We start from the raw sequence: 13,264 nt of genomic DNA, 5'->3' as shown, positions 1-13,264 counted from the left end.
ACGGAGGCATCACGATGCCGACCGGAAAAGTAAGTTTCGGTTTCACGATTCCGCAGCGCGGCGTCTTTTTCGACATCGCGACGTGGCCGCAGATGCTCGCGCTCGCGCGCGACGCCGACAAAAATCCGCTGTTCGATTCAATCTGGGTCGGCGACTCCGTGATGGCCAAGCCGCGCCCCGAATCGATCGCGCTGCTGGGCGCACTTTCCAGCGCGACCGAGCGCCTCAGACTCGGCGTCGGATGCATGGCGAGCTTTCCGATTCGCGATCCGATCGTTTTCGCGTACCAGTGGGCCACGCTCGATCTCATTTCCAGCGGCCGAATGCAGCTAGCCGCATGCACCGGAATTGTCGCGGGCGGAGTGAGCGCGAAAGAGGGGGGCGTCTTTGGGATCAAGGACGGCCAGCGTGGAAATCGGATGGCGGAGAACATCGCGATCTGCCGCCGCCTCTGGAACGAGGACAACGTGAGCTTCGCCGGCAAGTATCGCTCGTTCGAAGGCGTCACGATTACTCCGCGCCCGATTCAGCAGCCGTGTCCGATCTGGATCGCGGCGAATCCGCCGCCGAATCAATCTGAGATTCCGCTGCGGCGCGTCGCTAGAATCGCCGACGGCTGGATGACGGTGCAGATTTTTCCCGGGATGCTCGGCGCGCTGTGGTCGAAGCTGTCCGATTATCTGAAGGATGAAGGCAAGGACCCGGCGACGTTTCCGAATATCGCGTATCACAACATCAATATAAATCCCGATCGCAACGCTGCGCTCGACGAATCGAAACGCTTTCTCGATCTCTACTACGGGCCGGTTTTCGCTCCGCAAATGGTCGAGGCGTGGACCGCCGCCGGCACGCCGGCGCAATGCGCCGATCACTTGCGCGCGCTCATCCGCGACGGCGCCAAGTCGATCACGCTGCGCATCACGTCGTGGGATCAGCGCGGCCAATACGATCGCCTGGTGAATGAAGTCCTGCCGCTGCTGCTGGGTTAGGCGTCTCCGGTTTGCTGCGGCGGCGCGGCGGCGCGCGATGTAGTAGAATCGGGCGCGATGGCGAATGCGCTCGACATTCCGCGAATCGTCGTTGCCGCCACCGGCAGTGGCGTGGGCAAGACGACCGCGACCGTCGCGTTGATGGGCGCGCTCAGGGCGCGCGGGCTCAAAGTCGCGCCATTCAAATGCGGTCCCGACTATCTCGATCCCACGTATCACCAACGCGCGGCGGGCATTCGCTCGCACAACCTCGACGGCTGGATGATGCATCGCGACGGCGTCGTCGCGACGTTCGCGCACGCCTCGCGCGGCGCCGATGTCGCCGTGATCGAAGGGATGATGGGTCTGTTCGATTCCGCGACGCCGACCAGCGACGAAGGTTCGACCGCGGAGATCGCAAAATGGCTCGACGCGCCGGTGCTGCTGGTGCACGACGCATCCGGCATCGCCCGCACTATTTCAGCGATCGCGGCCGGCTTCGCGCGCTTCGATCCGGCGGTCCGCCTTGCCGGACTGATTTGCAATCGCGTCGGCTCGCGCGGGCATCTCGATTTGCTCCGCGCGGCGGAGCCCGAAGTTCCAATAGTCGGCGGATTTCCCGAGCAAAGCGATCTCGCGTTTCCCGAACGTCATCTGGGATTGCTGATGGCCGACGAAGCCGCGGTGCCGCAATCGCGGCTCGACGGATGGGGCCGGCTTGCCGCCGAATGGCTCGATCTCGACGCGATTTTGGCGATCGCGCGTTCCGCGCCACCGCTCGACGACGTTGCGCAACGCGCATCGCAATCGCCGACGCAGGCAAAATGCCGCATCGGCATCGCCTTCGACGACGCGTTCCATTTCTACTACGAGGACAACCTGAATCGGCTGCGCGCGCTGGGCGCCGAACTGGTGAATTTCTCGCCTAGCCGCGATCGCACGCTGCCCGACGTCGACGGCCTCTACTTCGGCGGCGGATATCCCGAGGCGCTCGCGCGTGAGCTTTCCTCGAATGCTCAAATGCTCGACGCGATTCGCAAGTTCGCCGCGCGCGGTGGAGTGATTTACGCCGAATGCGGCGGCCTGATGTACCTGTCGGAAAGCATCCGCACGCTGGACGGAACGACGTGGCCGATGGCGGCGCTCATTCCCGGCGTCGCGGTGATGTCCGATCGTTTGCAGGCGCTCGGCTACGCAGAAATCACGACGCGGCGCGAATCTATCCTCGGGCCGGCGGGTACGTCGTTTCGCGGTCATCAATTTCGCTACTCGACTTTGCGGCGCGACGAAGGCGAAAACGAGATCGAATGCATTTACGATGTCAAACCGCGATGGGGCGCAAATGCTTTCGCCGAAGGCTATCGCCGTCGCCACGTGCTGGCGTCGTACGTTCACGCGCATTGGGCGTCCAATCCGAAGGTCGCGGAAAATCTGGTCGGCGCGTGCGCCAGCAATCGACGTGGTGTGTAGCGATCACGTGATGCTCGCACCTCGCGACAACGGCTGTCGAAAGATTTAGATTACTCACATGAGCAGCGACCGCCGCACAGGCGAGCAAACGATACCGGCTGATTTTCCCGCCGCGCCACTCACGCTGGAAGGCTACAGCATCCTGCATCAATTGTTTCGCGTGCGGCGATCGGCGTGGCGCGCGCTCGACGATGCGGCCCGCGAAGCCTTGCTCAACGACGCGGCGAAATTATTCGACGAGATGTCGCGCCGCGAGGACGGCGAGACGGCGCTCTTCTCCGCGCTGGGGCACAAGGGCGATCTGATGCTCGTCCACTTCCGCCGCGGCTTCGACCAGCTCAAGGATGCGGAACTCGCCGTCGCCCGGCTTGCGCTGAGCGACTATCTCGAGCCGGCCACTTCCTATCTGTCAGTCATCGAGATCGGTCTTTACGAAGCGACCGTTGCGCTCTATCAAAAGCTAATCGAGAAAGGCATCGGCCCGCGATCGCCCGAATGGAAAGCCGAGATCGACGCGGAGCTCGTCCGCCAGCGTGAAAAAATTTCGCCGCGCCTCTTTCCGCGCATCCCGAATCGCCCGTATCTCTGCTTCTACCCGATGGACAAGAAGCGCGACGGCGCCGATAATTGGTACCGCCTGCCGATCGCGAAGCGCCAGCATCTGATGCACGAGCACGGGATGGTCGGGCGGCGCTTCGCCGGCGAGGTCACGCAGATAATTTCCGGATCGATCGGCTTCGACGACTGGGAATGGGGCGTGGATCTGTTTGCCGACGATCCGATCGTCTTCAAAAAGCTCGTTTACGAGATGCGCTTCGACGAGGCGAGCGCGTCGTACGCGAAGTTCGGCCCGTTCTACGTCGGCCTGCGAATCGATCCGGCGCGCCTCAGTGAAATTTTCGCCGTGTGACGCGCCACTGAAGTCTCATTTGCGATCGTTAATCGCGGTCCGCGCTTGCCCGCGCGCGCCGTTCTGATTTAGCCTCCGAACCAGCGCGCAAGGAGAGTTTGTGATGATCACCAGCGGCGACGACTATCCGATCCATCAGACGCCCGAGCCGGTGCAGCAGGTTTTTACCAGCGACCGGAATTTTTACGACCGCTTTTTCTTCAACGGATATTTCCGCGAGGGCGAGCCGTACTTCGCCGCCGCGATGGGCATCTACCCCAATGTCGGGATAATCGATTGCGCGTTCAGCGTGATTGCCGGCGGCGTGCAGCATTGCGTGCGCGCGTCGCGGGTGCTCGGCGATGATCGGCTCGACACGCGCGTCGGGCCGATCTCGATCGAAATTGTCAAGCCGATGCGCACGATGCGCATCCGCGTCGATAAGGATCCCATCAAGGCGGATCTCATCTTCGAGGCGCGCGCCAACGCGATCGAGGAACCGCGCTTCACGCGGCGCACCGGCCCGAGAATCACGATGGATCTGACGCGCTTCACGCAGCACGGCGGCTATTCGGGCAGCCTCAGCGTCGGCGGCAAAAAATACGATGCACGCCCGTCGCGAGTGTGGGGATCGCGCGATCGCTCGTGGGGCGTGCGCGGCATCGGCCCGGCAGATCCGGCCGGCGTGCCGGGCAATCCGCTGGCGCAATTCTATTGGCTGTGGTCGCCAACCAATTTCGAAGATCTCTGCACGCACTTCGACGTCAATGATTATGCCGACGGCTCGCGATGGCACGAATTCGGCGCGATCACGCGCGCGGAGCCCGGCGCCGAGCTCGATCTCGCGACCGCGGTCGATTTCAACGTCAACTATGCGCCGAATACGCGCCACGCGAAGAGCGCCGAGATCATTTTGCGAACGCCCAAGGCCGGCGAAAGCCGCATCGAACTCAAGCAGCTATACAACTTCTACATGCAGGGCATCGGATATTTTCATCCGAAGTGGGGGCACGCGATGTACGTCGGTCCCGACGAATCAACCTACGAATCGTTCAAGACCGCCGACGTCGATGAGCGCGACCTGATTCATCAGCACATCCAGGCGGTGTGCAAGGCGAAGCTCGGCACGCGCGAAGGGATGGGCATCCTCGAGATGGCGATCTTCGGTCCGCACGACAAGAGCGGCTTCAAGGATTTCCTCGATATGCATCCATAGCGGATGCGCGTTGAGCGCCAGCTCTATTTCGCGGGCGGTTGCTTGCCGTCCTTGATCGCGCCGAAGATTTCCTCGACTTCATCTTCGACCGGGAACCGGCCCGATTGCGACTTCGAGAAAATCAGGCGGCCGTCGGCAATCACGTCGAATTGGCCCGATTTCCCCGGCGTGATTTGCACATCCTCGCCGAACTTGCTTTTCAATGATGCGGCCAGACTGGCCGCGCGCGGCTTGTAGCCTCAGACTGCGCAGTAGAGAATTTCAGTTGCCATAAGCGCGATCGTACCTGCGCGGCGCAGGCCGTTCAAACGCGAATCTCGGCCAGACTACCGCCCATTGGGCATATCGACGAACACCGCCGCCGCGACCACCGTTGACCACAGCCCGTCGCGATCGCCGATCGCTGACTGCGTGACGTTGCGCGTTGTGACGATCTTGTCCGACACGCGCCAGATATCCTTGCGCTCGTCGTAGCTGAGATTCGGATCGAAATCGACGCCGAGGATCGTCGCGAGCATCGACGCCGCGAGGTCTTCGGCGTAGTCGCCCGCCTTCTGATCGGTCTCGCCGAAGCTGTGATGCTCCGAGAGGTAGCCGTACTGCGACGGATTGGCGGGAATCGCGACACCGACCGACGACGCGATCAATCGATGCGGTTCGTTGGTGGCGTTGTCGCTCATCACTGCAAAAACGATCTGCCCCGGCGCCAGGTATTTCATCCCTTCCTGCTGGCTCAGCAGCTTGCAATTGGGCGGGAAGATCGATTTGACGCGCACCAGGTTGAACTCCGCGATACCTGCAGCGCGCAGCGCTAGTTCGAAGGAAGTGAGTTTCTCGCGATGCCTGCCCGCGCCCTTGGTCAAGAAAGCGCCCTTGGGAACTGGTCCCATCTATGGATTCTCCGCTGATTGCGCGGGCGTGCCGCGGAAACTGGTGGATTTCTGAATCTTCGTTCGCGCCGGAAAGTCCCGCGCGCCCCCCTTGGTCCGAATCGATCACTCCGATCTAGACGGTGATGACCGGCTTATATTCGCCGAACACGCGGCGCATCGCGTCCGAGATCTCGCCGAGCGTACACCACGCGCGGACCGCGTCGATAATCGATGGCATCAGGTTCTCGCCATTGTTCGCCACTGCCTCGACCCGCGCGAGCGCCGCCTTCGCTGCCTGTTGATCACGCTCGGCCCGCACCCTGGCGACATTTCGCCGCTGCTGCTCTTCGACTTCCGGCTTCACCCGCAAAATGTCGCCCGGCGGTTCGCCACCTCCGGTAAACTGGTTGACCCCTACGATAATTCGATCCTTCGTTTCAATCTCGCGCTGATAAATAAACGCCGCGTTCTGAATTTCGCGCTGCATGTATCCGCGCTCGATTGCCGCCACCGCGCCGCCAAGATCGTCGATGCGCGAGATGTACTCCGTCGCCTTCTGTTCGAGTTCCGTCGTCAGCCGCTCTACGTAGTACGAACCGCCCAGCGGATCGACGGTGTTGCCGACGTCGGACTCGTGCGCGATCACCTGCTGAGTCCTGAGCGCGAGCAGGACCGAATTCTCGGTCGGCAGCGCCAGCGCTTCGTCCTTCGAGTTCGTATGCAGCGATTGCGCGCCGCCGAGCACCGCCGCCATCGCTTGCAACGTGACGCGGACCACGTTGTTGTCCACCTGCTGCGCCGTCAGCGTCGAGCCCGCAGTTTGCGCGTGGAAACGCATCATCATCGAGCGCTCGTCCTTCGCGCCAAACCGCTCCTTCATGATTTTTGCCCACAGCCGCCGCGCCGCGCGGAACTTCGCGATTTCTTCGAAGAAGTTATTGTGCACGTTGAAGAAGAACGAGAGCCGGCTCGCGAACGCATCGACTTCGAGCCCGGCCTTGATCGCGGCATCCACGTAAGCGATTCCGTCGGCGAGCGTGAACGCCAGTTCCTGCGCTGCGGTCGAGCCAGCTTCGCGGATGTGGTAGCCCGAGATCGAAATCGTGTTCCAATTCGGAACTTCCTTCGACGCGAAGCTGAAAATGTCGGTGATGATCCGCATCGAGCCGCGCGGTGGATAGATGTATGTCCCGCGCGCCACGTATTCCTTGAGCACGTCGTTCTGGATCGTGCCGTTGACTTTGTCCCAACTCACGCCGCGCCGTTCGGCCGCGACCAGATAGAGCGCCAGCAGGATCGACGCCGTCGAGTTGATCGTCATCGAGGTGGAAATTTTGTCGAGCGGCAACTCGGAGAGCATTGTCTCCATGTCCGCGAGCGAGCAAATCGAAACGCCAACGCGCCCGACTTCCCCGCTTGCGAGTGGATGGTCGGAATCGCGGCCCATCTGCGTCGGCAAATCGAACGCCACCGAGAGTCCCGTCTGCCCCTGCTCGAACAGGTAGCGATAGCGGCGATTCGATTCTTCCGCGGTGCCGAAACCTGCGTACTGGCGCATCGTCCAGAGTCGCCCGCGGTACATCGTGGGCTGCACTCCGCGCGTGAACGGATACTCGCCGGGAAAGCCGAGGTCGTTCACGAAATCGAAGCCGTTCAGATCGTCAGGATCGTACGCGCGCTTGATCTCGATTCCGGAACTGGTGACGAAATTCGGCTTGCGCTCCTTGCCGCGCTTGAGGCTCGGACCCAGTTTGCGCTCCTCCCAGTTTTTGCGGGCGGACGAAAGCTTGCGCGAAAGTTTACGATCGTCTTCGGACATGGCGTTGGCCTCGGCTACTCGATTACCATCAGCAGTTCGCCTTTCTCCACCGTCTGGCCCGCCGTCACCCGCACCTCGATCACCTTGCCGGCCTTGGGCGATTTCACTTCGTTTTCCATCTTCATCGCTTCGACCACGATAATTCCCTGGTCGCGTTTGACCTCGTCGCCCTTCGCCACCAACACGTTTATGACGCGCCCCGGCATCGCCGCCTTGATTTCCGCGCGCCCGGTTACTTCGCGCCGCTTCCCGCCGGCGCGCGCGGTCCGCCGGCTCGGATCGATCAGCGTCAATCGCGTCGATCCGCTGCGCGACGCGACCAGCGTCTCCTCGCCGTCGCGCACGACTTCGAAGTCGAACGATCGATTATTGATCATAATCGAAAACGAAGCTGGCCCCACCTTGCGGACGTCCGCCTCGTAGCGATTTTCGCCGAGTTGGATCGCGTAGATGCCGCCGCCGACTTCCTCGAACTCGATTTCGTGCTCGATGCTCTCGATAGTTGCGACGTAACGCATCTGGCTACCTCCGCAACATGTCGAGCCGGCCAACCGCGCGCCACGCGGACGACCTGGCTGCGGGCGCTGGCGATGCGGCCGCCTGAGGAGCCGCGCCGTTGGCATGTAGCACCTGTCGATTCGAGGCGATCGCAGCAGTCAGAATCGCGGCCAACTCGTCGTTCGCCGGCCCGCTTTGAGCGCCGTCGTGCGGACGATACTCGGCATCGATAAAATTAGTGTCGAAGTTGCCCGCCAGGAACCGCGGATGAGTGATGATCCAGCGATGAAAATCCAGGTTGGTGCGCAACTCGCCTGAAATCACGAACTCGCCGAGCGCGCGCCGCATCCGATCGATCGCCTGCGCGCGATCGGCGCCCCAGACCGTGAGCTTCGAGATCATCGGATCGTAAAACACCGACACTTCCGCGCCCGCGTACACGCCCGCGTCGTTGCGGACGCCGGGACCTTCCGGAAATCGCACCGTCTCGATCTTGCCCGGCGACGGCATGAATCCCGCCGCCGGATCCTCCGCATAGATGCGGCACTCGATCGCCCATCCGCGCTGCGACAGATCGTCCTGCTTGAACGGCAGCTTTGCGCCCGCCGCGATCTCGATTTGCGTCCGCACCAGGTCCACGCCGGTCACCATCTCCGTCACCGGATGCTCGACCTGGATGCGCGTGTTCATCTCGAGAAAATAAAAGTTGCGATCCGCATCGACCAAAAACTCGACCGTGCCGGCGCTGACGTATTCGGCGGCTCGCGCAGCTCGCACCGCGACTTCGCCCATCGCGCGCCGCATCCCATCGGTGATGAACGGCGACGGCGATTCCTCGACCACCTTCTGATGCCGCCGCTGAATCGAGCATTCGCGCTCGAAGACGTGAACGATATTGCCGTATTGATCGGCGAGCACCTGCACTTCGATGTGGCGCGGCTGCTTCAGAAATTTCTCGACGTAGAAACGGCCGTCGCCGAATGACGACTTCGCCTCGCTCGCGACGGTGCGCACGATCGACGCAAGATTCTTCTCATCCTCGACGAAGCGAAGTCCCTTGCCGCCGCCGCCCGCCGCGGCCTTAACCATGATCGGAAAACCGATCGCGCGCGCGATCGCGATCACTTCTTCTTCGGTCTCGAGCGTGCCGGGCGAGCCGGGCACCACCGGCACCGCGGCCGCCGACATGATTTTGCGCGCTTCGACCTTGTCCCCCATCCGCTCGATTGCTTCGGGCGGCGGGCCGATCCACGTGAGACCCGCCTCCTGCACCGCGCGCGCGAACGCCGCACGTTCCGAGAAAAAGCCGTAACCCGGATGCACCGCGTCGGCGCCGGTCCGCTCCGCGGCTTCAAGAATTTTCGCGGTGTTGAGATAGCTCTCGGCCGCCGGCGACGGACCAATCGGATACGCGCGGTCGGCTTCGCGCACATGCAATGCGGCCCGGTCGGCTTCCGAATAAACCGCCACCGATTCGATTCCCATCTCGCGGCACGCGCGGATGATCCGCACTGCAATCTCGCCGCGATTGGCTATCAGGATCCGTTTGAACATCAGCTTTTTTTCAGCCCCCCGTGTGTACTATCAGCGCCGGCTCACGATCCTCATTCAATTACAGAGGGATGTTGCCGTGCTTGCGCGGCGGATTCTTGTCGCGCTTGTTCTCGAGCGCTTTCAGCGCCGAGATAACCTTCGACCGCGTCTCGCGCGGCATGATCACTTCGTCAACGTAGCCAAGTTCGGCCGCCTTGAATGGATTCGCAAATGTTTTCCGATAATCATCGGCCAGCCGCGTCCGCTCGACGGCCGCGTCCTTCGCATTCGCCAACTCGTTGCGGAACACGATGTTGATCGCCTGCTCCGGACCCATCACGGCGATTTCCGCGCTCGGATACGCGAAGTTGAAATCGCCGCGAATGTGCTTCGACGACATCACGTCGTACGCGCCGCCGTAAGCCTTGCGCGTGATCACCGTGACCTTCGGCACCGTCGCCTCGCAGAACGCATACAGCAGCTTGGCGCCGTGGCGGATGATCCCGCTGAACTCCTGCGCGGTCCCCGGCAGAAATCCCGGCACATCGACGAACGTGACGAGCGGGATGTTGAACGCATCGCAGAAGCGCACGAAGCGCGCGGCCTTCACCGACGCGTCGATATCGAGGCATCCCGCGAGAAACGCCGGCTGATTCGCCACCACGCCGACCGAGTAGCCGCCGAGGCGCGCGAACCCGATCAGCATGTTGTGCGCGTAGTCCTTCTGGATTTCCATGAAGTGGCCGTCGTCCACCACGCGCCGGATAATATCGGCCATGTCGTACGGCTTGTTCGGATTCTCCGGCACCGCGGTGTCGAGTTCCACGTCGCTGCGATTCGGATCGTCGACGGTCGGCACAAACGGCGGATCGTCGATATTGTTCGACGGCATGAACGACAGCAGTTCGCGAATCATCAGCAACGCGTCCTGATCGTCGTCGGCCTCGAGATGACACACGCCCGAGCGCTGAGAATGAGTATCCGCGCCACCCAGTTCCTGCATCGAGACTTCTTCGTGCGTCGTCGCGCGAATCACGTCGGGGCCTGTGATGAACATATAAGAGGTGTCGCGCACCATCACGATAAAATCGGTCATCGCGGGCGAATACACGGCGCCGCCGGCGCACGGCCCCATGATCGCCGAGATTTGCGGCACCACTCCCGACGACAACACGTTGCGCAAAAAAATGTCGGCGTATCCTGCGAGCGATACCACGCCCTCCTGAATGCGCGCGCCGCTGCCGTCGTTGAGTCCGATCACGGGGCATCCGGTTTTGGTCGCGAGGTCCATCACCTTGCAGACTTTTTCCGCGAACGCGCCCGACAGGCTGCCGCCGAATACCGTGAAATCGTGCGAGAAGATGCATACCTGGCGCCCGCCGATCGTGCCGTAGCCGGTAATCACGCCGTCGCCCGGGATTTTCTTGGCGGCCATGTCGAAGTCGGTGATGCGATGCGTCTTGAACTTGTCGAGTTCGACGAACGAGCCGGGGTCGAGCAGGGATTCGACGCGCTCGCGCGCCGTCATGCGGCCGCCACTGCGCTGTTTCTTCAGCCGATCGGGGCCGCCGCCGGCTTCCGCTTCCCGCTTCAGTTGTTCGAGTCGCTCGATATTTTCTTTGAGGCCCATTTATCCAGACCGCGCTACCAGGGTAATCAGGTCAACAAGCAAAGTGGCACGGACAATCCGGTCCCCGCGCCACCGGCAAGATAGATATCGTATGTTACGCGCGCATTAAAGCGTCCGCTGCGGAGAGTCGCAATCCCGGCCGGGCCCACTATGCTGCCGCGCAAGGTGCTCTGCGTATTTCGGGCGCCATGCGCCGACGCTAGTCGATCGCGCGATTCGCGAATCCCAAGAAATCCAGACGGTCGCCGGCTTTGATTCCGTGGCGGGCGCAGAATCCGGCATTCACTTCCAGCACGTACTGCGAATCGCTCTCGACGCCGAGCAGCGTCTCGGAGAACGGCTGCGCATTCGCGACGATTCCGACGACGCGCAAGCTCGCATCCGCAAATATCATGTCGAGCGGAAGCTCGGTGTTATGCATCCAGAATCTCAGATTGCTCGGCGACTTGAAGATGAAGATCATGCCCGCGTCGGCGTCCATGCTCTTGCGATACATCAGGCCGATCTCGCGCTTCGAATTGGTGTCCGCCACCTCGACTCGAACCGTCGCGCGAGTCCTGCCGTCCGGCGCGATGATCGCGACGCACGGCCCGCGGGCGCATCCGAGAATCGCGACGATCGCGAGCACCAACGTCAGCGAGCCTGGTCTGGTGCGCGAGCGAGGGTTCAAGTGCCGGCCAGACTAGTCATCATCAAGATAGCGAGCAGATTAACCTGTCGGGCGAGTAGGTGGTAGCAGGCGAAGAGTACTCCCGGCAAAGATTCACCGCTCACCTTTGTCATTCTGAGCCGAAGGCTGCGCAGGCGAAGAATCCCGGATCTTTTATCTGTCATTCTTTTCCATCATCCCGAGCGGACGCTGCCGGAGTCGAGGGATCTCCATGCTTGCGATCCTGCACCCTCGCCCGCCGATCCCTCACTACGTTCGGTTTCGGCGACCTCTCCCGCAACCAAGCGGGCGAGGTATAGGACGAGCCTGCGCTCAGACCGCGCATTCACAGCGCTGCGTGATGACCGGTTTCAGGTGAGATCTCTTCGAGTTCGCGGCCCGAGGTCTCAGGAAAAAACCACATGATCGCCGGCGCGATCAGCCAGAAGACCGTCAAGTAACAGACCGATCGCGCGTGCGAGCCGGTGAAGTTGAAGAGCACGCCTTCGAGGAACAGTCCGATCGCACCGCCAGTCGTGCCCGCGACCGCGAGTGCGCTGCCAGCCGTCGAGCGATACGAAGTGGGGAACATCTCGGCGCTGTATGCACTCATGATCGTGCCCGCCGCGATATCGAAAAATACCTCCAGAATCCACACCGGCACGATCGTGAATCCCGGCGCCGTGTACATCCAGATCGTCAGCAGCGGCGCGACGAACAGGAACGTGGTGCCCATCACGCGGCGTCCCAAACGATCGCTGAGTCGCCCCGCAACAATCGATCCCATCACGCTTAGCGCGCCGCCGAATAAGAACAGCGACGAGACGTTCCCCGGCGTCCATCCGTGCGCTTCCTGCAGGAATTTCGGAAACAGAAATCCCGCCGCGTTGCCGCCCATCGAGGCGAGGAACATCACCGAGAGCATCATCAGGAGGCGCTTCGGATACGCGCTGTATAGCTGCACCAGCGGCTCCCAAACTTTGACCGAGCCGGTGCCTTCGCTTTGTTCCTTCTCGAAGCGCGCACTCTCCGGCAATACGCGCCGCAGCGGAATCAGCAGCGCCAGCGGCACCAACGCGATCGCATACAAGCCGCGCCATCCGTAGGGCATCACGTTGATGAATGCGAACACGATCGCCGCGAGCCCATAGCCCGCCGACGAGATGCCGCCGAGCAATCCGATCGCCCATCCGCGATGCGCCGCGTCCACTTCCTCGGCCAGAATCACGAGCGCGACTGCCGCTTCGGCGCCGGCGAACGCGCGCGCCAGGATTTGGTACAGGACGAAGGTCTTCTCGCCGGGCGCGATCGCGCTGAGTCCGGTGAATATCGTGTAGCCGACGACCGTATAGAGCAGTAGGCGGCGGCGTCCGAAAACATCGGCGAGCGGCGTCAGCAGCAGCGACAGGATGTAGCCGATGCGGATGACCGCGAGCATCGTGCCGATCTGCGATTCCGCGATCTTGAGTCCCGCTTGAATCTGCTTGAGCGCGATACTGAGCAGCGCGCGATCGTATTGATCGAAAAATCCGGCGGTGGTCGCGATCGTAAACACGCGCCGCTGCCGCGAGGTGAATGGCGGCGTGCGGCCGAACAGCCCGAGATGCACGCTGTGGCGCGCAGGCGCGTCCGGCGCAGCTATCTCAGGTTCAGTCCGAATCGCGGAGGCCGGCTCGATCACTACTGCTTCCCCAATCCCTTGGATGTTCTCGCCGCCAAA

At 62.1% G+C, this 13,264-nt stretch carries 12 protein-coding genes; 4 read left to right on the top strand and 8 right to left on the bottom strand.

Translation table 11 applies throughout. The features are described 5' to 3' along the window. Nucleotides 1–14: 14 nt before the first annotated feature. From Q7S58_RS03735 to Q7S58_RS03720, 4 genes are all read left to right on the top strand, one after another. Nucleotides 15–989, top strand: a complete 975-nt coding sequence (locus tag Q7S58_RS03735) for an LLM class flavin-dependent oxidoreductase (RefSeq protein WP_304820953.1) — start codon at nucleotides 15–17, stop codon at nucleotides 987–989. Between the two features lie 57 nt (nucleotides 990–1,046). Next, nucleotides 1,047–2,438 (top strand): cobyrinate a,c-diamide synthase, encoded by a 1,392-nt coding sequence (locus Q7S58_RS03730; RefSeq protein WP_304820950.1) that lies wholly within the window; start codon nucleotides 1,047–1,049, stop codon nucleotides 2,436–2,438. Between the two features lie 58 nt (nucleotides 2,439–2,496). After that, entirely contained in the window at nucleotides 2,497–3,348 is an 852-nt protein-coding gene (gene hemQ / locus Q7S58_RS03725) for a hydrogen peroxide-dependent heme synthase (RefSeq protein ID WP_304820948.1), read from the top strand. 103 nt (nucleotides 3,349–3,451) lie between these two features. Then, nucleotides 3,452–4,543 (top strand): hypothetical protein, encoded by a 1,092-nt coding sequence (locus Q7S58_RS03720; RefSeq protein WP_304820946.1) that lies wholly within the window; start codon nucleotides 3,452–3,454, stop codon nucleotides 4,541–4,543. A 23-nt stretch (nucleotides 4,544–4,566) separates the two neighbouring features. Here Q7S58_RS03720 and Q7S58_RS03715 read toward each other — a convergent pair whose 3' ends face one another. The 8 genes from Q7S58_RS03715 to Q7S58_RS03680 form a co-directional block, all read right to left on the bottom strand. Further along, the gene (locus Q7S58_RS03715) at nucleotides 4,567–4,815 is read right to left on the bottom strand and encodes an Rdx family protein (protein ID WP_304820945.1); all 249 of its coding nucleotides are present in this window, start codon (nucleotides 4,813–4,815) and stop codon (nucleotides 4,567–4,569) included. Nucleotides 4,816–4,869: 54 nt separating this feature from the next. Then, nucleotides 4,870–5,433, bottom strand: a complete 564-nt coding sequence (locus Q7S58_RS03710) for a pyruvoyl-dependent arginine decarboxylase (RefSeq protein ID WP_304820942.1) — start codon at nucleotides 5,431–5,433, stop codon at nucleotides 4,870–4,872. 115 nt (nucleotides 5,434–5,548) lie between these two features. Further along, on the bottom strand, nucleotides 5,549–7,234 hold the full coding sequence (locus Q7S58_RS03705) for a methylmalonyl-CoA mutase (RefSeq protein WP_304820939.1): 1,686 nt from the start codon (nucleotides 7,232–7,234) through the stop codon (nucleotides 5,549–5,551). A 14-nt stretch (nucleotides 7,235–7,248) separates the two neighbouring features. Further along, nucleotides 7,249–7,752, bottom strand: a complete 504-nt coding sequence (locus Q7S58_RS03700) for a biotin/lipoyl-containing protein (RefSeq protein ID WP_304820937.1) — start codon at nucleotides 7,750–7,752, stop codon at nucleotides 7,249–7,251. Between the two features lie 4 nt (nucleotides 7,753–7,756). Then, on the bottom strand, nucleotides 7,757–9,286 hold the full coding sequence (gene accC, locus Q7S58_RS03695; RefSeq protein WP_304820935.1) for an acetyl-CoA carboxylase biotin carboxylase subunit: 1,530 nt from the start codon (nucleotides 9,284–9,286) through the stop codon (nucleotides 7,757–7,759). A gap of 58 nt (nucleotides 9,287–9,344) precedes the next feature. After that, the gene (locus Q7S58_RS03690; protein WP_304820933.1) at nucleotides 9,345–10,895 is read right to left on the bottom strand and encodes an acyl-CoA carboxylase subunit beta; all 1,551 of its coding nucleotides are present in this window, start codon (nucleotides 10,893–10,895) and stop codon (nucleotides 9,345–9,347) included. A 199-nt stretch (nucleotides 10,896–11,094) separates the two neighbouring features. After that, nucleotides 11,095–11,565 carry a DUF192 domain-containing protein gene (locus tag Q7S58_RS03685; RefSeq protein WP_304820931.1) on the bottom strand — a complete coding sequence of 157 codons (471 nt, stop codon included), beginning with the start codon at nucleotides 11,563–11,565 and terminating at the stop codon, nucleotides 11,095–11,097. Between the two features lie 325 nt (nucleotides 11,566–11,890). Beyond that, a complete protein-coding gene (locus Q7S58_RS03680) occupies nucleotides 11,891–13,225 on the bottom strand; it encodes an MFS transporter (protein ID WP_304820929.1) in 1,335 nt (444 codons plus the stop codon). Nucleotides 13,226–13,264 lie beyond the last annotated feature (39 nt).

Source organism: Candidatus Binatus sp. (assembly GCF_030646925.1).
Classification (GTDB): domain Bacteria; phylum Desulfobacterota; class Binatia; order Binatales; family Binataceae; genus Binatus.
Note: the sequence above shows the minus strand (reverse complement) of the source record. Positions and strands in the feature narration are given on the sequence as shown.

Excerpts from the sequence above, each read along its gene's own strand:
- Q7S58_RS03735 (WP_304820953.1), top strand. The coding sequence starts at position 15 with ATGCCGACCGGAAAAGTAAGTTTCGGTTTCACGATTCCGCAGCGCGGC.
- Q7S58_RS03730 (WP_304820950.1), top strand. The coding sequence starts at position 1,047 with ATGGCGAATGCGCTCGACATTCCGCGAATCGTCGTTGCCGCCACCGGC.
- hemQ (WP_304820948.1), top strand. The coding sequence starts at position 2,497 with ATGAGCAGCGACCGCCGCACAGGCGAGCAAACGATACCGGCTGATTTT.
- Q7S58_RS03720 (WP_304820946.1), top strand. The coding sequence starts at position 3,452 with ATGATCACCAGCGGCGACGACTATCCGATCCATCAGACGCCCGAGCCG.
- Q7S58_RS03710 (WP_304820942.1), bottom strand. The coding sequence starts at position 5,433 with ATGGGACCAGTTCCCAAGGGCGCTTTCTTGACCAAGGGCGCGGGCAGG.
- Q7S58_RS03705 (WP_304820939.1), bottom strand. The coding sequence starts at position 7,234 with ATGTCCGAAGACGATCGTAAACTTTCGCGCAAGCTTTCGTCCGCCCGC.
- Q7S58_RS03700 (WP_304820937.1), bottom strand. The coding sequence starts at position 7,752 with ATGCGTTACGTCGCAACTATCGAGAGCATCGAGCACGAAATCGAGTTC.
- accC (WP_304820935.1), bottom strand. The coding sequence starts at position 9,286 with ATGTTCAAACGGATCCTGATAGCCAATCGCGGCGAGATTGCAGTGCGG.
- Q7S58_RS03690 (WP_304820933.1), bottom strand. The coding sequence starts at position 10,895 with ATGGGCCTCAAAGAAAATATCGAGCGACTCGAACAACTGAAGCGGGAA.